This is a genomic window from Clostridium boliviensis (assembly GCF_033342255.1).
GTDB classification, from domain to species: domain Bacteria; phylum Bacillota; class Clostridia; order Lachnospirales; family Lachnospiraceae; genus Lacrimispora; species Lacrimispora boliviensis.
On record NZ_JAWONS010000124.1, the window covers coordinates 1 to 19,442 of the forward strand.

A 19,442-nucleotide genomic window follows, 5' to 3' on the forward strand; every position below is an offset into this window, starting at 1 on the left:
CGACGGAAGCTGAAGCATCCTTAGTGTGTGCCCTGTCGGTGCAGTATCAAATATAATATAATCAAACTCTTCCTGAACTTTTTCATCCGTAATAAATTTGGAAAATTCATTAAATGCTGCAATTTCAACGGTACAGGAACCAGAAAGCTGTTCTTCCATATTTTCCAACACAGTCTCAGGCAGCTGACCGCGGTATGGTGCGATTACACCTTCACGATATTCTGCAGCTGCTTCTATGGGGTCTAAGTTTGCTACCACAAGATTAGGAACTTCATGTATGGGAACGCCTTTATTGTCCAATTCTGTCTCAAATACATCCTGGAGGTTCGATGCCGGATCTGTACTGATCAGCAAAACTTTTTTTTCTGCATCAGCAAGGGACACCGCTGTGGCACAGGCTGTTGAAGTTTTTCCTACTCCACCCTTTCCTGTAAAGAAAAGATATTTTGTGAGTACTGCTTCTTGTATATTAAAGTTTTCCATTATAACTCCCTTTCACTCCTTCTAACAGCAGCAATCCCCTCCGGAACATCCACAGCCCTGTGTTTTCTTACTTGCTGCGGAATCTGGCTTTTCTCCAATATAATTTTCCGGCACATTAAGCAATTTTACAAATTCTTCATTGGATGGGTATCTTCCAGTTATAATAATTTCTCCATCTAAAACAATAACCGGTAAACCTTCTACCCCTTTTTCCTTAACAAAGCTGTTTACAATTTTATTCGTTACAAATTCCTGAGGTTCATTTGAAAGGTTAAACCGGTCAACATTCACTCCATTATTCTTCAGTGTGTTTAATACGGTAGAAATTCTTAATAATTCCGGATCGACTCCAACGCCGCAAAGTCCGGTTGAACAGCACATAGCCGGTTCAAATATCTGCATCTTTTTCATATTGTAATACTTCCTTTCATTTTTTATATTATTATTCAATTACTTTTGAATTCTTTGGAAACCAATGAGCAGTCTTATTTGCAATTTTAACAAGAATTAACATGATTGGAACCTCAGTTAAAACGCCAACAACAGTAGCCAGTGCTGCCGGAGAATCCATACCAAACAAGGCGATTGCAACGGCAACAGCAAGTTCAAAGAAATTGGAGGCGCCGATCATACCTGCCGGAGCTGCTATGTTGTGAGGAAGCTTCAGTACCTTTGCTGCCAGATAGGCAATGAAGAAAATAAAAAATGTCTGTATGGTCAATGGCACTGCTATCAGTAATATGTGCAAGGGATTGTTTAAAATAACATCGCCCTGGAAGGAGAATAAAAGTACAAGCATCAGTAATAAACCGGCTATCGTTGCATTATCAAACTTGGGCAGGAACTGATTTTCAAAATATTCTGTTCCTTTCTTCTTACTAATATACATTCTTGTTAATACACCAGCGGTTAAAGGAACTACCACAAACAGGATAACTGATATAATCAGAGTATCCCAGGGAACGGACACCTTACTCACTCCCAGTAAAAATTTAACTATGGGTACAAACGCAACCAGAATAATCAGGTCATTGGTCGCTACCTGCACTACCGTATAGGCAGGATTTCCTTTTGTCAGCTGGCTCCAGACAAATACCATAGCAGTACAGGGTGCGGCCCCTAACAAGACGGCTCCTGCTAAATATTCTTTTCCTAACTCTGCAGGAATCAATCCCTTAAATACAACATAGAAAAAGAAAGAAGCGATTGCAAACATGGTGAAAGGCTTAATGAACCAGTTGATAATCCATGTCAAATATAATCCTTTTGGATTTTTTCTTACATTTTTAACGCTTTCAAAATCCACCTTCATCATCATTGGGTAAATCATGACCCAGATCAGTATTGCTGTAGGAATGGATACATTCGCATATTCAAACTGATTAAAAAACGCAGGTACTGCCGGCAGAAACTTTCCGATCAATACTCCGGTAATCATGCATAATGCTACCCATATCGTTAAGTATTTCTGAAAAAAACCAATTTCTGCTGATATTTCTTTATTCATTTCTTTCTCTCCTTCAATGTATTATTTTCGAATTTGCACAGACATCAATGGTTTTGTACTTTTCACATTGTTCATGATCTGCCTGATAGGTTGGTAACTCAATAAGCTTTTGCTGCAGATACTCCCACAGGCTTTTGTTTTCTTCTTTAAAACTGCCGTTAATCTTATAATATGCCCATTGTGCTTTCTTATAACAATTAAGAATTCCGCAGTTTTTAAGTACGGTCAAGTGCCTGGAAGCGTTTGATTGCGTCATATCTAAACAGACCTCTATCTCACAGACACACATTTCTCTTTCCATCAGTAAAGCCAGGATTCTTAACCTGCTCTCTTCTGCTAGTGCTTTAAAAATATCGACCACGATTTCACCCCTTCCTGTGTAAATATTTATATGAGCATATATGCATATACTATGCACGGAGAAATCATATGTTACTATGATTTCCTGCTTTTTCTATAATTTTTATGTCCGCCGGACAAATTATAAACTTCCTTAAACCCATGGTTCAACAGAATATTCTGCGCCGCATTACCGGTAACCCCTTTGTTGCAATAAGTGACAGTTATGGTATCTTTATCCAGTTTATCCAGCGTATCCCTTAACCTGGCATGGGGTATGCTTACCGCCGTTTCTATATGGTCCTGCTCATATTGTGAAGCGGCTCTGGCATCTATTAACTGGCAGTCCTTACCGGAGTTTATCAACTCTTCCAGTTCATCAGAAGTGATAAGCTTTCTGTCTGAATTAATCGCATTATTTAAAATCATGCCCGTATACATAACCGGATCTTTTGTGGTGGAAAACGGAGGTGCATATGCCAAATCGAGATGAAATAAGTCTTCTACATGTGCTTTATAAGTAATTGCTGTAACAAATACATCAATTCTTTTATCAACGCCTTCAAAACCAACAATCTGGACACCTAAAAGTCTGCCGGTATCTTTATCGGCGATTCCCTTGATGACCATTTCCCTGCCTCCCATATATTCCGGTTTATTCGGTTTAATATTGTGACAGACTTCAACATGATACCCTTCCTTTTTTGCTTCTTTCTCTGATAATCCAGTCATCGCTGCCGTCATATCAAATACTTTGAAAATACCGGTTCCAAGAATACCTCTGAAGGATAAATTTCCTCCTGTCACTGCATCCCCTGCAATTCTTCCGGTTTTATTGGCGGTAGAGCCCATTGGACGATACACCGGTTTGCCGGTAACTACGTGAAACTGTTCCGAACAGTCACCGCAGGAATAGACGTCTTTTACATTTGTCATCATCTTTTCATTTACTTTAATGGCTCCTGTTACTCCCAGTTCTATTCCTGCTTTTGCTGCTAATTCTGTATTCGGTCTTACTCCGGTTGACAGAAGTACAAAATCAGCCTGCACTTGTCTTTGGTCTTCCAGAATCACCTTATCTTCTTTTATCTCTGCAACTGATATGCCCGTATAGAGCTTAACACCGCTTTTCCTTAAATGGTCTTCCACATATACTGCCATGTCTCCATCAAGACCTGGTGTCACCCACGGAAGTCTCTCTATAAGCGTAACATCAATACCAAGCTCTTTTAAATTTTCACAGACCTCCAAACCTATGAATCCAGTTCCAACAATAACTGCTGATTTTGGTGCGTATTCATTAATAAAATCCTTGATTTGATTCATATCCCCGATATTTCTCAAGGTAAATACATTCTTTCGATCTGCTCCTTTGACTGGCGGTATAACAGCGGCAGCGCCGGCAGCAATTACAAGCTTATCATAATGGTCCTGGAAGATCTCACCGGTAGACATATTTTTTATATCCAGTGTTTTATTTTTATGGTCAATGGACAGCACTTCATGTCTTATGAAAATATCTGCATTATATTTACTTTTAAAAAAAGCAGGATCTCTGGGAGTAAGTTTTTGGGCCTCCTCTACCTCACCACCGATATAATAAGGCATTCCGCATCCTGAATAAGAGATGTAGCTGTCCTTGTCATAGATAATAATCTCAGCATTCTCATCATTTCTTCTCGCTTTTGCGGCGGCTGAAGTTCCTGCAGCCACTGCACCAATAATTATTAATCGCATCGATTGTCCTCCTTCGAGCATTTACAGATACAGCTTTCCTGTTCTGTTGTGATCTTATCCCCAAAAATTTTTATCTGTTCAATTAAGTCGGTATTATTACTGTATCGGATCCACGATCCTTCTTTTCGGCTTTTTACAAGACCGCAATCAGTCAAAATCTTCATATGGTAGGATAATGTGGGCTGTGTTATTTCAAAACTTTCCAGAATATCACATGCACATAGCTCACCGCAGGATAACATTTCTATAATTTTTAGTCTTGTAGCATCACCTAATGCTTTAAATACTGGTGCATAGTCTGCATGCAGATCCATTTTGTCTTCTCCATTTTTATATTCCAGGATTTTTAATATAGATATTTGTCTATGTCCTTATTATAAAGAGCATATAGATATTTGTCAATGTGTATTGTGTAATCTTTATGTTGTTTTTATGTAAAATTTTTTATTTTTCCTATAGCAGACAAGATTAAGAGCCACACTTTGTATTTCTTTCCTTATAGCAGCTTCCGTCAAATACAGTAAATGCCTGCTTCATCAGTACCGCCTAAGCAGCCACTATGAAGCAGGCATTCAATAGAATAATAATACAGTAATTATTTATTTAATACTCTTTGCAATTTCAGATAAGCGGGCTGTTGCTGTTTCAAATCCCTGTTTACTTAATGAATAATGCATCCACTTTCCTACCCTGGTACTTTCCACTAAACCAGACTCACATAGTATTTTCATATGGTGAGATAGAGTGGACTGTACAATATTTAAATCTTCAAGTATTTTGCATGCGCATTTTTCTCCGCCCTGTAACATTTCAATAATCATTAATCGATTGGGATCACAAAGTGCTTTAAAGATTTTTGCATCTCTTTCATATTGGTTTATCATTGTATTTACCTCTTATCTGTATTTATCGATATGATAATTTTATCCTATCTCACATATCGATAAATGTCAATCGTTAATTAATTGCATCAGGTAAATTATTTATTTATCTTTTCCACTCTTGCATAAATTTCTTCTACTTCTTTTTTTGAAACAAATCTGGAAATGATAAAGGCAATCACTATAATTCCGGGAATGTCCACGAGCAGCCTTGTAACCGCAAATTTATTTCCCAATGCAGCTATTTCAAATAAAAACATCGGAATCTTTGTAGTTGACCACGCGCCTATGAATATAAGTATATTCATAAACTTAACACCCTTTTTCATAAAAACAGCTGCAACGGGAAATGCACCATACAATGGCCCGGCGGCAGCCGACCCCAGCAGAATGGATAAAATGACTCCCTTAATACCCGATCCCTCTCCCATAAATTTAACCATGGTTTCTCTCGGAACCCATATATCCAGTAAGCCAAGCAATACAAATACAGGCGGTATTACAAACAGCATTTCTTTAAATGAATTTGCAGAAATGGTCAATGCTTTGAGCCCTAACTTATAATTTACAACTGTCAATACAGCGATGAATACAAGTACTACAAGAAATGCCCGGTATCTCTTTAAATTTTTTTTCATATTCCATTCACCACCAATCCGATCACGTATGCAACGATAAAGGAAAATATAAAGGCTAAAATATTTCTTATTATCGTAACTTTCCTGCCAAAATATTTAATTTCAACCGGCATTGTTACAATTCCAACCATCATTAAGGTTGAAACAAATGCTCCAATCTGCATGTATCCGGCTCCTCCCTGTAGAAGGAGCGCTGCCATAGGAAATGCTACAAATCCGGGAATCAACGTTATAGCCCCAACAATTGCAGCAATTCCTACTCCTAAAAAGCCTGAATCCGATCCTATGATTCTGGTAATGGTCTCCGTATTTAATACCGCCAGCATGACGCCAACCAATAATATTACAACTAAAAATTCAGGAAGAATATTTTCAAACGCTTTCCAGGCTTTTTTCAGTGCCATCTTTGTTTTCTTTTTATCTTTAAAAAATGATATAAGTAACAGAATGATGGTAATCCCATAAAAGATATAAGTATCCATACACAAGCCTCCCTTTAATTTGACTGTAGTGTTGATTTCATTTTACTCATTTCAAATTTTGCTACGAAGAATGCTGCAAACATTGAAACTACCAAAAGGAGGACTGCCGTGACCAGGAAGATTCTTGAAGCACCATAAGTTCTTATAATCATCCCGTTTAAGCTTGTGCCCACGGCACCACCCACAAACATGTTAAAGGAAGTAAGAGACATTGCAGTTCCTCTCATTTTCGGCAATTGCTCCTGAGCCGTTGAAATCAGTGTTGATTGAAGGAAAATAAAAGCTAATCCAAAGCCAAACAGAGCCAATCCCAGCAGCCAGGCATTTGTAACGGTTGAAAGCGCATACAAGGATGTCGCTCCTATCAGTCCTGCTAAAACTAAAAATCCATTTTTCAGCTTTGCTTTCAACTTTGGTGCCATTCTCCCGCCTATAACCGTACCGACGCCAAATAAAGAAAGAACCAATCCAACAATCAGTATATTATACCCTGTGATTTCCTGTATTAATGTTCCCGAATAAGTAAAGCTTCCAAAAACACTGAATCCCAAAAAGAATACGATAAGTACAATTCTCATAAATTTAAAGTTTGTCAATGGTTCTTTATATGCTTTCACAAAATCCAGTGTTTCAACTACCGGTTTATCCCGCTCCAAAATCTTAAGCATAATTATAGAAAGTACAAATTCTCCTATTCCATATATGAGATAAACCAGTCTCCATGAACCAAAATAGGATAACGCACCACCAATTGCAGAGGCTGTAGCTGCTCCTAAAAACATAAGTCCCATAACCTTACCGAGGGCTTTATGCCGATTCTTATCATCAAAGCTTTGTCCGACTAATGCCATAGTAACCGGAAAAATACCGGCACCAAATGCACCATTCATGGCCCTGAAAAATATAAGGGACGGTAAATTAAATGCAAATGCACCTAATATACTAAAAACAGAAGTTCCGATTGCTGCTATATTTATTATTTTCACTTTGCCATACCGGTCTGACACAGGCCCGAATATCAGTGTAAATACACCAAATGCAAGCATATAAGCTGTCACAGATATTGCTGCTGTACTTACTGAAATATTTAAGTCTTTTGAAATATTGATGATTAATGGTGCTGCGGCATAATTATCTCCATTTGCAAGGAACGCCATTAAGCCCAAAATCATAATCAGTTTGTTTTTACTTTTACTATCCATGTTATTACTCCCCTTTTCTTTCAAGTCAAACTCCTTTACATATTTAAGTCCATCGATATGTAAATTATAGCATTAAATCGATATTTGTCAATATGTATTTAATAAAAAAAATATCAAACCTGATCGTCTGATATTTTTTTATGTTTTAGCCAATGAGTTTACTTCTTCGTTCGACTAATACTACATCATGCCACTTTCCGTTATCCATTTTGCCAGGTTTTTCTCTATAACCGATCTCCCTGAAGCCACATTTTTTATGTAAATTCAAGCTTGGGGTATTCTCTTTAATAATCCCCGATTGCAATGTCCAATACCCATAATTTTCTGAAAGTTCAATTAATTTTTCAAGAAGTGCTGTGCCTATCTTTTTACCTTGATACCTGTTTCCAATATAGATACTTAATTCTGCAACCCCTGCATAAACACAACGACTGGAAACAGGGGATAAAGCTGCCCAGCCAAAAATGATATCATCATCGGCTCTGGCTACCAGGCGGCAGGATTCACAATGACTTTTATTCCAGTCTTCCCAGCTTGGTGCTTCACTTTGAAACGTAGCAATTTTAGTCTTTATTCCTTCTTCATAAATCTCTGCTACCTGTGTCCAGTCAGCTGCTTTCATCTCATCAATTTTATAATTCATCATCTTTTCTCCCTATTTGTATAACTTAATATGCGCACCTGCAAAAGCTCCATCTACCCATGATTAATTAACAGCAATTATTACTTTCGACCGCATCTTTAAGAAGCTGCAGACTCTCAAGCACCTGTTTTCTTTTCTTCATTGGAATTGAGTTAAAAATACCCTTGTAATAGTCTTCCATACTTTCTTCAATATTTCTGAATACAGCAATGCCTTTTTCAGTTAATTGAATGACTACATAGCGCCTGTTTTCCGTATCCAAATCCCGTTGAACCAAATCCGCTTCTACCAAATTATTGATGGTCCGGCTCATCGTGCTTTTATCTAATCCTAACAAACCAGCCAGATCAACCAATGAGATTGTTTCTTTGCGTCCGATTTCGACAATCGCATGGCACTGTGCCAAACTGACTCCGCAACAGGAGGCATCACTTTTTTCCAGAATACCTAAATCTCTGACGAGCATCCGAATCAGCTCACGTAAAACATCACTTCCTTGATTAATCATTTTGTCACCTCATAAGCATGATATCATACAACTGTTGTATTTTGCAACAGTTATTTTAAAAGAAGGTCTTAACATGGAATGGTATCCTGCCAAGACCTTCTTGCATTTATAAGTTTCAATGGCAGCTTCACCCACCTGCCTTCTGGCAAGAAAACAGTCAAACCCACCACCGCTTCCACAGCAGCAACCACCTTATAAAGCAACTTTCTCTATTCTCTATAATTTTTTCCACTCTATGGACACTGGGTAAACTTTCTGCTCCACAGACAATCGCCGCAAGACGGAGATAATCCAAAGCAATCATCTTCAATACCTGTTACATAATCACAACCATCAACGAAATTGCAGTCCAAACAGGAAGGATATTTGTTGTTAGTAATGCGCTCTCTGAATTTAGCATAATTTTCATGATCCCAAATATCTTTCAAAGATTCCAGTTCCAAACTTCCAAATACAAATTTTTTAATTTGTTTTTTCCTGCCAAATACGTATTCCGTATAATCATGAGAAAATCGATAGCACGGAGATACCTCTCCAGAGGAACAAATATAGGCGGACGAATTTTCGATAAATCTGCACTCTCTTATTGTTTTCAATTCAAAATCAGGAAGTGAAACCATGATACCTTTTTTCATACAATAGAGTATTATCTTTTGAAATAAGTTCTTTATTTCTAAATTTTCATATCTTGTATATAAGATAGAATCTTTATTTGCTTCTAGTTGAGGAATCATATTGGATACAATGAATCTGTGCGCTTTTAATTCTTTGGCTATATCAATTACCTTGAAAATATCGTTCTTATTTTCATCTGATAATACGAACTGTACTTCTACAACAGGTTTTTTCGAATTAAACCTGCCTTTTAGCATATTTAGCATTTTAATATTATTTTCAACCAAACTTAAGTCAATTCCTCTTATCTCCTGAAATGTGTCCGGAGTTCCATCAATTGATACAGTTATATTATCAACATATTGAATCAAATATTCTGCCAACTCTTCATTAATTAAAGTGCCATTCGTAGTTACAGTGATACTATAATCTTTCAGCAATTCCAAAGCCTTTTTAAAATTCCCGGCATATGTAGGTTCCCCTATTCCTCCTATAACAATCTCTCTCACTTCATCCTGCTCTTTAATCTCATTTACCAATTTGTGTAATACTTCGTTTTTCATGTCACCGAACAGATTTCCCCATGATCTCCTGTAACACATTTTGCAATTTAAATTACAATTATCAGTAAGTTCTATATATATTTTTTGTAACCCCATGTGATCACCTTCCATTCTAAAATCCCAGATAAAACATATAAAATGCTATAATTAATATAGCACAGCCCATTACGATTTTTAAGCCCCTGCTGAATCTTCCGTACTTCTCACTATGTGAAAGTTTCTGTACAAATCCAACACTTGTACCTGCAACTACAGCTAATATAGCGTGACCAATAGAATACAATAGCAAAAGTAAAATTCCCCATACAACACTTCCTCTGCCAGCAACAATGGCTAATAATGCAATTAAGACTGGTGTCGAACATGGTGAAGAGAATATTCCTCCTAATACGCCTGCAATGAATGCTCCTATATAGCCGGTCTTTTTGTTTTTTGAAATTAAATAGGTAGAAGGTATAAAATTAAATACTTCCCATGTTTGTAACGCCATCATTAACATCAGAATACCCAGTGCAATATACCACCACTTTGCAGAAGTCCCGATTAAGTTGCCTGCAAGAGATGCCAATGTTCCTAATGTAGTAAACGTAACTGCAGTTCCCAAAGCAAAAGTCAGTGACAGTTTAAAAGCCTTCTTTGTATCCTTTTGACCCGTTCCGCCTACCACTCCGATGACGAGCGGTATTGTCGATAAGGAACAAGGCGTTACAGAAGTCAATGCTCCTGCCACTATTGCTAATAGTGGTGCCAGCCACATACTATCTTTTATCATCACTGATAAAGATTCAAGTATTTCATTCACCTTTACTCAACCCCCATTTCAGCAAATATCTTTCGCATTTGCTCTTCGGTAATACCACCCTGATGAACAGTAAACACATGCTCTTTTGTATCTTTTGAGCTATACATAGTAAATTGTATTTCCTGTGCAAGTTCATCACTTGGTACAAAAGGGGTTCCATCTGCATTAAAAAATACTTGCGTCGGAATAACAGATACCGGAAAATTGTTTGCTGCAGTTGTATTTTTCCAAACATCTACGAAATGTACAATTGCTTTTCCCTGTAAATCTTCATGTAATGTTTCTAAAACCGGCGCCATTTCTTTACAAGGTATACAAGAATCCGAGCCAAAGTCGATAACAAAAGGAAGTCCATAAGACTTGATTTTATCTAAATCAACGGAGGATATTTCTAATAATGAGTTTTCTCCATCTGTACTCTCTTTTCCTGCATTTACAGAATCTGTTTGAGCTGTATTCTGATTATTTAGTTTATCTTCCTCTGCCTTTTTATATACATATATACCTGCCACAACTACTAACGCTAAAATTACAATCAGTATTTTTACCCACGAATTTTTATTATTTTTCATCATCTCATTTTCCAAAACACGTTCCTCCTGTATTAAATTTTTATTTTTACATCAAATGTTGAAATCAGCTTTTGAGTATTCACTAATTCTAACTATACTTTTTTAATTTAATTAGCTTAATGCATCTACATTTATCGATATTTTAACAGTCATATCCATAAATGTCAATTTGAATCTATATCTCTTATTCTAAAAAATCCTGTATGCAGCTTTTTCTGCGCTGTATAAATAGATTTATCTTCATTAAATATATAGGCCACACAGCATACTATAAAGAAATATGGCATATAAGAATAGCCGAAAACTTCAGCCCCTATAAAAACGGGAGCTAAAAGAGTATTCGTTGCACTTCCGAAAACTGCCACATACCCCAATGCGGCAGCAAATTCGATGGGCATTCCTAACACTACAGCCAAGGCAGCTCCCAAGCTTGATCCAATTGCAAAAAGAGGGGTAACTTCTCCGCCCTGGTAACCCGCTGCTTCCATTGTAAGAATAACTATTAATCAATTTAGATTATAAAAGATATCTTTTCCCAACGGTAAAGTGGAATATTAAGACATACTGCCGCAGCTTTTGCTGAGGCCATGGAAACGCATGCTAATCAAACAAACTCCAACAGATGAAACAAACGCAAAGGTACTTAAGCTTCTCTTTCAATTGACATTTCAATTTCTTAAATATATAATAAAAAAGCTATGGCAATACCTAATTCTTCTATATAAAAGCGAGGTGAATGCAATTGGATACGCACAGTAGTAATGGTATAACCGATAATTCTTTAGAGGGGCGATCTCATTTTCAAACTACATGCTGTAATATTGATATCTCAGTATTGGATATGGCGTTTTCAATTTGTTCATACCTATTATACAGGGGCTGTTAATTAAAATGATATTCACTTTTTCCTAATTATTATCCGTTATACCAGCTACAATCAAAAACATGGAGGTATAACGATGAATTTAACTGAATTAAAAGAACTGTTAATATCATTTATTGAAAATCAAAATGCAGAAAAACTGCATGAACTATTTGCTTCAGAATATGCAATTGATATTGCAACTGCCTTATCAGATTTTGAAGATCATGAACTAACAATATTTTTGAACTTATTGACTCTTGAAGATTTGGCTTCCATAATCGAAGAAGCTGACGAAAGTCTGCAGCTCAGACTCATTGACATTCTGGGTCCATCTAAAACAATTCAGGTTTTTTCATTAATGTCAACGGATGATATCGCTGATATACTTGGTGCTATCAGCATTTATGAAAAAAAAGAATTATTAAAGCTGATGAAAGAGCGTGATTCGCGAGAGGTTCAGATGTTATTAGGTTTTGCACCTGATACTGCTGGCGGTATTATGACTACACAGTATATTGCACTCAAGCAAAACCTAAGTATTAAAGATGCCCTGCAGAAAATTAAAGAAATCGGTCCAAAGACTGAAGTTATTGAATCGATTTTCATTATCAATAATAAAAATGAACTAATTGGTTCTGTAGATCTTAGAGACATCTTAATATCACCAGATGAAAATACACTCTCAGATATTATGAATGAAAACATACTCACTGTATCTCCGGAAACAGACCAGGAAGAAGTATCACTTATTGTGTCAAAATATGACTTAAAAGCACTGCCCGTTATAAATAGAAAAAAAGCACTGCTTGGAATCATTACGACAGATGATGTTATTGACGTTATCGTTGCAGAGCAAACCGAAGACTTACTGATGCTTTCAGGTGTAAGCAAAGACGAAAAAGTTGGCAGTAAGTTGAGTGTTTCTATTACACGCAGATTGCCTTGGCTCTTCATTAATTTAATTACAGCGTTCTTAGCATCATTTACTGTTGGGTTATTTGAAGATGTTATTGTTCAGGTAGTTGCATTGGCTGCTGCCATGCCGATTGTTGCAGGTATGGGCGGCAATGCAGGATCACAAACTTTATCAATAGTCATAAGAAGCATAGCACTAGGCGAAGTTGATTTCAAGAAAGACTGGAAATATGTTCTCAATGAGATTGCTCTTGGTTTTATTAACGGCTCAGCAACTGGTCTTATAACTGGGTTAATCCTGTTCGTAAAGTACAACAATCTTTATTTAGGATTTATAATATTCGCTGCAATGATTGGAAACCTTACTATTGCTGGATTATTTGGATTCTTAATTCCATTGATACTCAAGAAATTTAAGCTGGATCCTGCAGTGTCCTCCTCCATTTTTCTAACAACAGCAACCGATGTTGGGGGATTCTTTATATTCTTAGGGCTGGCAAAATTATTTCTTCCCCAGTTACTCTAAGAATCATAAGTTTTTCTTAGAGTGAGGAGTTCTCCTTCACGGTGCATCAGGAACCCAGGCACAGTCAATGAAAAGAGCAGACCATTCTCTTGGCGGAATGATCTGCTTTTTAGTCTGGATGAAAGCTCTGTACCTATTTAATTCGCATATTTTCACCTCTGCCCGGATGATTTCTTCCTCCACTTTACGATGGTCGGCATACTCTACCTTTCTTGCAGTGAGCTGGTTCAATTAGACGTACGGATAACGACCCTTTCGAGGTTGTTGCTGTTTATATAAGCTTTGATAGTTAGAAGTATCGTCTTGATAATTGATATAACCTGCCTCACGGCAGTCCTCATATGGTCCTATATACGTGTTAGGTTTTATATTTTCAGTGATGGTTTTCCACTGATCTTCATTTATACAATATGTTTCTGACATAATTTCATCAGGAGTAAATTTTAAGATGTTAGAACCTAGTATGACTTGGGGATTTGGAGCATCAAAAATCGCCAGAAGATGAGTATGATTCATTGTAGCTGCTTCATAATGCCACCAGGCACGCGGTATATTGACTACTTGACCAGGCGTGATAGGGAAATTTTTTAATTCATTTGTAAATTGGTTAAGTATAGATACAATAGCAGCTCCAGATATACAATAGACTAATTCAGCTGCATTTGGATGGTAATGTGGTTCTACAATATTACTTACACTCAAATATATATCAAGCAGTGAGGTGTTTTCGAGCGAGTTAAGCTGTTCTTTACCTAATATATTAATAAAATTTTGATTATCTTTTACATACAAATGACTATTATTAACATCAAACGCATATTGTAAGGACGGTGAAGAAAAATCAGTATTATTTGTCATTTATAACATCTCCTTTTATAATTATAGCAATGCACAGCGTAAAAGACTTAATTCTTATTCTGATTCTCTTGCCAAACTTATGACCGCCTATGGCTGCATCATAAAAATCTGGACAAGTCTGACAGAAAACACCTCTATCCTCTCCCTTAAAACAAACGACCTTCCAAGAAATCCGGTAAGGAAAAAAAGTTTCCATATGGACATCCAGAGATTGTAAAGACTATGGGATTTTCAAAGAGGCTGCCTAACCATAATCATCGATAATTCTTAAAAATCTGCCGAAGGGAAGCTTTATTGTTTTAAAATATACGTACTAAAGTCTAGTATGTAGGTTATTGCATAAAATATCACTTATTGTTCATTAGTTTCCGAAAGTACTCTAGTACATATATATTTAAAGTATACTCGATTATATTATATTCTTCATACACCACTCTGTGCGTATTATAAGCTAATCTTTAGGTAAGTGATCCAAAAATCGGCGTGATGGCTCACTGGGTTGGAAATCGCCACTAAAAAGTGACGGCTAACGGTTGATGTCAAAATGGAAAAGAGAAAGACCCCATAGATAATCAGCTAATAGTTCATAATCGATCTGGTGGTTCTTCCATACCGATAATGCCGATGTCTAGGAGCTGCCACCCCCAGAGTTGTTACCCAATGCCATATATCTTGCACCAGCCAATGAATTATCTCCTCTAGGAGCTTCTGGCCATTCATCTACTTTGCATTAATAAATATGAACCGTCTTTATGCCTTACAATGACTTCTTGTTCCTTGTCAAAATGATATCCCAGCTTTTGCACTAAAGCTAATGAATCTATGCTGCTGCCCCTGCAGGGTAACCCCCTCTATCCAAACACTCTATGATTAAAGATGCTGCGCATACAACTTCTAGACCTTTTCTTCTATCCCTCCTTATAAGCAACATACCTCTTTTTATATTCCAGATTTTCATAAGTTTCATAAACATAATGGGAAGTTGCATCAATTATGCAGTTTGCTTTGTTCTTCAGGTAAGTTCGATTACAGGTAGAACCCCCGTAAATCCACAGTCAATAAGAGCCAATTTCTCATCACCTATTACGACTGGCTGGATCTTGATTTAACCCAGTATGACGAATAGTATCTAGTTCATCTTCATTTAAAACACCCCAAGTATAAAGATTTATATATTCCTGACTTACTGACTGATTAAAAATTAATAAGTCATCAGTATTTATTGTTACAGGTACTCCGGCATGATAGAGTAGTTTAATGGGATGGTCTTTATAATTATGTACCACATTCAGCATGACATTGCTTGTGGGACAAATGTTCAGTTGTATTTTATGATCTGCCAACCATTTCATTATAAAATCTGATGTTGCAGCAGCAATTCCGTGATGAACTAAATAGTAGATTGCCTCGTCCATATCCTTTTGCGTTCCGGTTCCGGTATAGAGCATCTGACCAAGGCGGTACTGAAGCTTATCATCACGGCTTTGTCGTTCCATCTGCTGAAAACCATGGAAAGCAGCCTTAAAGTGCAGCTGTGCTTCCTCAGTATTCCGTGCTGTCCCAATTCCGTCCCGATACATCTTTGCCATCTCATAGTCTGCATAGGGCATACCCTGTTTAGCAGAACTTTGGTACAGTTGAAACGCGGTATTTAAATTATGTTCTACGCCCCTTCCCCTATAATAGAGAACTCCCAAAGAATATTGAGCGTATTTATGGTTCTTGGCGGCTGCTTCCTTAAACCAGTTTGCCGCTTCCACATAGTCCTGTTCCGTCCCAAGCCCTGCTGCATACAGTTTGCCAATGCGGTACTCTACATACCGATGTTCCTTTTTGGCTTCAATCGCCAAGAAAGCAGCAAGCGCTTTGGAGTACCAAACAAAAGCAGTTTCTGTATTCATTTCCACACCTAACCCATCAGTAAACATCCGTCCCAGATCATGCATGGCAAGGGCATTACCGTCCTCTGCTTCTAGCAAAAATAAGGGCAGAGCCTGATCAAAATCCGGCGCTGCGATATCCGTACCATAAAGATAGGTAAGGGCCTGTTTATAGCGGCTGTTCCATGCAATGTATGGCTTTTTTGGCACTGTACTTAAGGCAGATACTGGAGATATGCTATTAGAATGTTCAGTCAATGATGATTCAGAGCTATGTCCAGCCCCGGATTCAAGCTCCAACGCTTTTATTTCCCCTTCTTCATCTGTATTAAGAAAAACAAAACCGTCTTCTTCAATTGATTCTATATGATTCATGATTACTGCTTCCTCTATAATGCTTTCTTCCTCTGGAAGCAGTTCCGCCTGTTCATCTCCTTCAAAAACGACCTCCTGATTGCACAACCTGACCGCCTCCGAAATTATCATGTTTTTTATCTGCTTAAATTCCTTCTGCTGGGAAAGCGGCAGCGGCGCGGGAAGGTCATCCTTGTAAGTACGTAGCACCTCGTTTCGCAGCTCCTGCCATTGGACATAAGCTGCCGATACACGTCCATCCTTCGTCAGCTCGTCAACAATCTGGTTTACCAGTTTCTTGACCGGTGCTTTTAAATAGCCATATTGCTTTTTGCCGGATGTTCGCCGAAGTAGTTCCGCAAGCTGAGTCAACATATTTTCCAAAACCGGATTATCACAATTTCCCGCCTGCATCTGCCTCAGAAGATCCTGGAGGGTATCCCGGCTCTGTGCTGTCAGCGTTTTTCTTTGCTGCGTCTGCTCGGTATAGATTTGGAGCAGATCCTGCTGAAAGATTTCCCTTGCCAGACTGCTTCGCATGGCTTCAATGGCGGGCTTGGTTACAAAGCCCTCACGTGGATCGACCGAATACACGATCATGTGGCAGTGAGGGTGATGTCCTTCATCGTGATAGGCAGCGTACCAGCGCAGGTTCACCGATGCGATTTTCATCTGTTCCGCAAAAATATTTCTTTGCTGGCGCAAGAGGGCTATCCACGCAGCGGCATTGTCGTAGCCAAGCCGGGCAGCTTCCTCTCGCCGCAGGGAAATAATAGGTGTCCAGATGTTACCGAGGTGAGCAGCAACCTCCTGTGCCGTCTGTGATAGCGACAGCGGTATATCCTCATCAGAGAACAGACCATGGGCATCTAACCGTTCAGCGTGTGGGCGTGTGGCAATATAGTCAACATATACTTCCTGATGCGCCAGCTGGTCTAGGTTTTGATCCAATGCAGCCGAGATAAACTCAGAGGCGTTTTCCATAGTAGGATTCGCCAGATAATCCTCATACTCAAACAGTCCTGTGGAATCCGGAAATCGAACAATAATATCCGACACCAGAAACTTCTGCTTTTGTGTGGCAGGACGGTTTCGCATGCGCTCTGGAAGTTTTTCTACACCATCCCGCGTGGCAATGTAGGTTACCAGATTTTCTGCATGATTTGCCGCACTTTTTATATAACGGCATTTAAAGATAATCCTGGGCATGGTCAATCACGCTTTTGGAATTTAGCTACATCTTCAAAGGTCACAGAACCAACCGAACGCTTTACGTCCTCTACACATTTACCCCTAAGCTTATGTAAAGTATTTTCATCATAATCTGCATTAACGGCAAGAATGTTCATCATCATACTCATTTCTACTGCCAGCTTGAACATCAGCCTTGACATTCGGTTCTCCGAGGTGTTTACAATCCCCGACATAGCAGAGGTAATGGCGGTGGGAAGATACTTCATTCCATCCTCTGCGGCAATATATCCACTGTAAAACCGGATTGCTTTTTCTATAAATTCACTTCGGCTCTTACAGTTATCTTTTATTAAAATCGCATCTATCCCTTTAATGGTATTAGGATAGAGCCAGAGCGGGATTCTGGTTTTTATTTCTTCGCTCATAGTTGACCTCCTTTGTTAAATATACGGGAACCACCTGACAGGTGCACCCCGGAAAAGCCTTGTTTTACTAAGGAAAATACATAATTGAGAGGGGTTGGAACCACCCAGGAGGTGACCAACGTCCCATTTAGGTGCACCCTTTTAAACGTCCACGACCCGCATTGCGGGGCGATGTTTTGGGCAGGCGGGCGCAAAGCGACCACCTGCCTTTAACCTGCATCATTTTCGACCCTATGGTTCACCCCAGTTTTGGAGTTCTTACCACTGTCCGTATTTTGGTGTTAAAGGCGGCAACGGGGGCTTTTACTGTCTTATGGCGCATCATTCCGCTCCGGATAGATAAAGGCATCACAGGGGCATACAGGCGGCAACCGGGGGAATCTTTTCTCCATGTTGTTACATGCTTTACTGAGTGGGTAAAATATTTTTTCACCATTACATCTCCAGATGCATGCCCTGCTGTATTTCTCCATGAGATACCATTGATATACTTCCTGTTTCCGCATCATACCGATAAACTTCATTAGAAAGACGTTCTTCCTCAACAACCTGGCTTTGATTAATATCACATACAATATCCTTTAAATCCCCAATTCCTCTTTCCTTTTCTTCACGAATCAAAACTAACTCATGGATCGATGATGGAAGAATCAGATAGTTTCCGCCAAGCTCCTTTGAAACTGTTTCCAATACATCTGGGCAGAACAGATAAGAAGCTCCCTGCCACTTTTTGCTATTACTCAATACAAACATAAAGCTGTTTTTCATACTGAGCTGACTCTCTTCTATGGGACATCCCATCATATCCGCAATTACATAGTCCATACTATGAAACTCATATGGCATAAGCTGCTTCATACTTTTTTCAGCCTGTTCATGCAGCATCTCCGAATCAATATTCAACAACTTTAAATGATTATTATTGACTAGTACCGTACCAAAAACACCTCCATCCTCTTCAATTAAATAACGGTATACAACAGCCAAATCCTCTACTATCTGATGGGGGACAGAGGACAGCAGTTCCCGATTCTTATCAGCATTTATCGCACACATAAACAAACTGTCTTTCCAATTTTCGTAGTTAAAATTATGTATGCCAAGATTCGGTGCTGCTTCCACTGACTCTAAGTATTGTTCCGCAAGCTTCTTTAGGATTTCCTCCATACTGACACCCATGCTGTAAAATTGGTAGGCATTATCTAAGTATATCTGCGGAGTAAGATCACTTCCGGGTATCCGTATACTCATTCCATATAACTGAATGCCATTATTTTTTAGCTGCTGACGAACCGATACCTCTTCATTTTTCCATTCCTCAGGCAGGTATTCCTTGATATGCCGTTCTACTTCTTCCATAAATTCTTTAAATTCCATTGTGCAAATCCTCCTGTTCTTTGTAATTTTTCTTTTCACAGTTTTGACGATTCTGACCACTTTAATATTTTAGGAA

The 19,442-nt window shown here is 38.4% G+C and carries 23 protein-coding genes; 1 reads left to right on the forward strand and 22 read right to left on the reverse strand.

All coding sequences use genetic code 11. From position 1 onward, the window contains the following. The 16 genes from RZO55_RS08350 to RZO55_RS08425 all read right to left on the reverse strand — a co-directional run. A partial coding sequence (locus tag RZO55_RS08350; protein WP_318063826.1) for a TRC40/GET3/ArsA family transport-energizing ATPase occupies positions 1–483 on the reverse strand: 483 nt, incomplete at its 3' end. Positions 484–504: 21 nt separating this feature from the next. Further along, positions 505–894: an arsenite efflux transporter metallochaperone ArsD gene (gene arsD, locus RZO55_RS08355; protein WP_318063827.1), complete on the reverse strand. Its 390-nt coding sequence runs from the start codon at positions 892–894 to the stop codon at positions 505–507. Between the two features lie 31 nt (positions 895–925). Further along, the gene (arsB, locus tag RZO55_RS08360) at positions 926–1,990 is read right to left on the reverse strand and encodes an ACR3 family arsenite efflux transporter (RefSeq protein WP_318063828.1); all 1,065 of its coding nucleotides are present in this window, start codon (positions 1,988–1,990) and stop codon (positions 926–928) included. Between the two features lie 13 nt (positions 1,991–2,003). Further along, complete coding sequence (locus RZO55_RS08365) at positions 2,004–2,351, reverse strand: ArsR/SmtB family transcription factor (protein ID WP_318063829.1); 348 nt, start codon at positions 2,349–2,351, stop codon at positions 2,004–2,006. Positions 2,352–2,425: 74 nt separating this feature from the next. Then, the gene (locus tag RZO55_RS08370; protein WP_318063830.1) at positions 2,426–4,066 is read right to left on the reverse strand and encodes an FAD-dependent oxidoreductase; all 1,641 of its coding nucleotides are present in this window, start codon (positions 4,064–4,066) and stop codon (positions 2,426–2,428) included. After that, positions 4,057–4,380, reverse strand: coding sequence for an ArsR/SmtB family transcription factor (locus RZO55_RS08375; RefSeq protein ID WP_318063831.1), 324 nt, complete (start codon positions 4,378–4,380; stop codon positions 4,057–4,059). The genes RZO55_RS08370 and RZO55_RS08375 overlap by 10 nt, the downstream gene beginning before the upstream one ends. Positions 4,381–4,665: 285 nt before the next feature. Continuing rightward, the gene (locus RZO55_RS08380; RefSeq protein WP_318063832.1) at positions 4,666–4,950 is read right to left on the reverse strand and encodes an ArsR/SmtB family transcription factor; all 285 of its coding nucleotides are present in this window, start codon (positions 4,948–4,950) and stop codon (positions 4,666–4,668) included. Between the two features lie 95 nt (positions 4,951–5,045). After that, on the reverse strand, positions 5,046–5,585 hold the full coding sequence (locus RZO55_RS08385; RefSeq protein WP_318063833.1) for a permease: 540 nt from the start codon (positions 5,583–5,585) through the stop codon (positions 5,046–5,048). After that, entirely contained in the window at positions 5,582–6,067 is a 486-nt protein-coding gene (locus RZO55_RS08390; protein WP_318063834.1) for a permease, read from the reverse strand. Before RZO55_RS08390 ends, RZO55_RS08385 begins: the two co-directional genes overlap by 4 nt. 14 nt (positions 6,068–6,081) lie before the next feature. After that, on the reverse strand, positions 6,082–7,269 hold the full coding sequence (locus RZO55_RS08395) for an MFS transporter (protein ID WP_318063835.1): 1,188 nt from the start codon (positions 7,267–7,269) through the stop codon (positions 6,082–6,084). Between the two features lie 145 nt (positions 7,270–7,414). Further along, positions 7,415–7,912 (reverse strand): GNAT family N-acetyltransferase, encoded by a 498-nt coding sequence (locus tag RZO55_RS08400; RefSeq protein ID WP_318063910.1) that lies wholly within the window; start codon positions 7,910–7,912, stop codon positions 7,415–7,417. Between the two features lie 67 nt (positions 7,913–7,979). Further along, positions 7,980–8,420, reverse strand: coding sequence for a MarR family winged helix-turn-helix transcriptional regulator (locus RZO55_RS08405; RefSeq protein ID WP_318063836.1), 441 nt, complete (start codon positions 8,418–8,420; stop codon positions 7,980–7,982). Positions 8,421–8,653: 233 nt separating this feature from the next. Beyond that, on the reverse strand, positions 8,654–9,709 hold the full coding sequence (locus tag RZO55_RS08410) for a tungsten cofactor oxidoreductase radical SAM maturase (RefSeq protein ID WP_318063837.1): 1,056 nt from the start codon (positions 9,707–9,709) through the stop codon (positions 8,654–8,656). A gap of 1 nt (position 9,710) precedes the next feature. Beyond that, the gene (locus RZO55_RS08415) at positions 9,711–10,400 is read right to left on the reverse strand and encodes a cytochrome c biogenesis CcdA family protein (RefSeq protein ID WP_500683306.1); all 690 of its coding nucleotides are present in this window, start codon (positions 10,398–10,400) and stop codon (positions 9,711–9,713) included. A gap of 2 nt (positions 10,401–10,402) precedes the next feature. Continuing rightward, the gene (locus tag RZO55_RS08420) at positions 10,403–10,987 is read right to left on the reverse strand and encodes a thioredoxin domain-containing protein (RefSeq protein WP_318063838.1); all 585 of its coding nucleotides are present in this window, start codon (positions 10,985–10,987) and stop codon (positions 10,403–10,405) included. Between the two features lie 149 nt (positions 10,988–11,136). Next, entirely contained in the window at positions 11,137–11,460 is a 324-nt protein-coding gene (locus tag RZO55_RS08425) for a chloride channel protein (protein WP_336624281.1), read from the reverse strand. 471 nt (positions 11,461–11,931) lie between these two features. Between RZO55_RS08425 and mgtE the strand changes: the two genes are divergently transcribed. After that, entirely contained in the window at positions 11,932–13,278 is a 1,347-nt protein-coding gene (gene mgtE / locus RZO55_RS08430; protein ID WP_318063839.1) for a magnesium transporter, read from the forward strand. Positions 13,279–13,314: 36 nt separating this feature from the next. On the opposite strand, the gene RZO55_RS08435 is transcribed toward mgtE, so the two are convergent. From RZO55_RS08435 to RZO55_RS08460, 6 genes are all read right to left on the reverse strand, one after another. Continuing rightward, positions 13,315–13,509 (reverse strand): hypothetical protein, encoded by a 195-nt coding sequence (locus RZO55_RS08435; protein WP_318063840.1) that lies wholly within the window; start codon positions 13,507–13,509, stop codon positions 13,315–13,317. Continuing rightward, positions 13,510–14,136, reverse strand: a complete 627-nt coding sequence (locus RZO55_RS08440) for a cupin domain-containing protein (RefSeq protein WP_318063841.1) — start codon at positions 14,134–14,136, stop codon at positions 13,510–13,512. 820 nt (positions 14,137–14,956) lie between these two features. Next, on the reverse strand, positions 14,957–15,103 hold the full coding sequence (locus tag RZO55_RS08445; protein WP_318063842.1) for a hypothetical protein: 147 nt from the start codon (positions 15,101–15,103) through the stop codon (positions 14,957–14,959). A 109-nt stretch (positions 15,104–15,212) separates the two neighbouring features. Further along, entirely contained in the window at positions 15,213–17,579 is a 2,367-nt protein-coding gene (gene mobP3, locus RZO55_RS08450; RefSeq protein ID WP_318063843.1) for a MobP3 family relaxase, read from the reverse strand. A 2-nt stretch (positions 17,580–17,581) separates the two neighbouring features. Further along, complete coding sequence (locus tag RZO55_RS08455) at positions 17,582–17,989, reverse strand: hypothetical protein (RefSeq protein ID WP_318063844.1); 408 nt, start codon at positions 17,987–17,989, stop codon at positions 17,582–17,584. Positions 17,990–18,424: 435 nt separating this feature from the next. After that, the gene (locus RZO55_RS08460) at positions 18,425–19,366 is read right to left on the reverse strand and encodes a DUF5688 family protein (RefSeq protein WP_318063845.1); all 942 of its coding nucleotides are present in this window, start codon (positions 19,364–19,366) and stop codon (positions 18,425–18,427) included. Positions 19,367–19,442: the final 76 nt, after the last annotated feature.

Bases quoted from the DNA above. Each gene is read 5' to 3' on its own strand.
- arsD (WP_318063827.1), bottom strand. From the start codon at position 894: ATGAAAAAGATGCAGATATTTGAACCGGCTATGTGCTGTTCAACCGGA.
- arsB (WP_318063828.1), bottom strand. From the start codon at position 1,990: ATGAATAAAGAAATATCAGCAGAAATTGGTTTTTTTCAGAAATACTTA.
- RZO55_RS08370 (WP_318063830.1), bottom strand. From the start codon at position 4,066: ATGCGATTAATAATTATTGGTGCAGTGGCTGCAGGAACTTCAGCCGCC.
- RZO55_RS08375 (WP_318063831.1), bottom strand. From the start codon at position 4,380: ATGGATCTGCATGCAGACTATGCACCAGTATTTAAAGCATTAGGTGAT.
- RZO55_RS08380 (WP_318063832.1), bottom strand. From the start codon at position 4,950: ATGATAAACCAATATGAAAGAGATGCAAAAATCTTTAAAGCACTTTGT.
- RZO55_RS08385 (WP_318063833.1), bottom strand. From the start codon at position 5,585: ATGAAAAAAAATTTAAAGAGATACCGGGCATTTCTTGTAGTACTTGTA.
- RZO55_RS08390 (WP_318063834.1), bottom strand. From the start codon at position 6,067: ATGGATACTTATATCTTTTATGGGATTACCATCATTCTGTTACTTATA.
- RZO55_RS08395 (WP_318063835.1), bottom strand. From the start codon at position 7,269: ATGGATAGTAAAAGTAAAAACAAACTGATTATGATTTTGGGCTTAATG.
- RZO55_RS08400 (WP_318063910.1), bottom strand. From the start codon at position 7,912: ATGAATTATAAAATTGATGAGATGAAAGCAGCTGACTGGACACAGGTA.
- RZO55_RS08405 (WP_318063836.1), bottom strand. From the start codon at position 8,420: ATGATTAATCAAGGAAGTGATGTTTTACGTGAGCTGATTCGGATGCTC.
- RZO55_RS08410 (WP_318063837.1), bottom strand. From the start codon at position 9,709: ATGGAAGGTGATCACATGGGGTTACAAAAAATATATATAGAACTTACT.
- RZO55_RS08425 (WP_336624281.1), bottom strand. From the start codon at position 11,460: ATGGAAGCAGCGGGTTACCAGGGCGGAGAAGTTACCCCTCTTTTTGCA.
- mgtE (WP_318063839.1), top strand. From the start codon at position 11,932: ATGAATTTAACTGAATTAAAAGAACTGTTAATATCATTTATTGAAAAT.
- RZO55_RS08440 (WP_318063841.1), bottom strand. From the start codon at position 14,136: ATGACAAATAATACTGATTTTTCTTCACCGTCCTTACAATATGCGTTT.
- RZO55_RS08445 (WP_318063842.1), bottom strand. From the start codon at position 15,103: ATGAAACTTATGAAAATCTGGAATATAAAAAGAGGTATGTTGCTTATA.
- mobP3 (WP_318063843.1), bottom strand. From the start codon at position 17,579: ATGCCCAGGATTATCTTTAAATGCCGTTATATAAAAAGTGCGGCAAAT.
- RZO55_RS08455 (WP_318063844.1), bottom strand. From the start codon at position 17,989: ATGAGCGAAGAAATAAAAACCAGAATCCCGCTCTGGCTCTATCCTAAT.
- RZO55_RS08460 (WP_318063845.1), bottom strand. From the start codon at position 19,366: ATGGAATTTAAAGAATTTATGGAAGAAGTAGAACGGCATATCAAGGAA.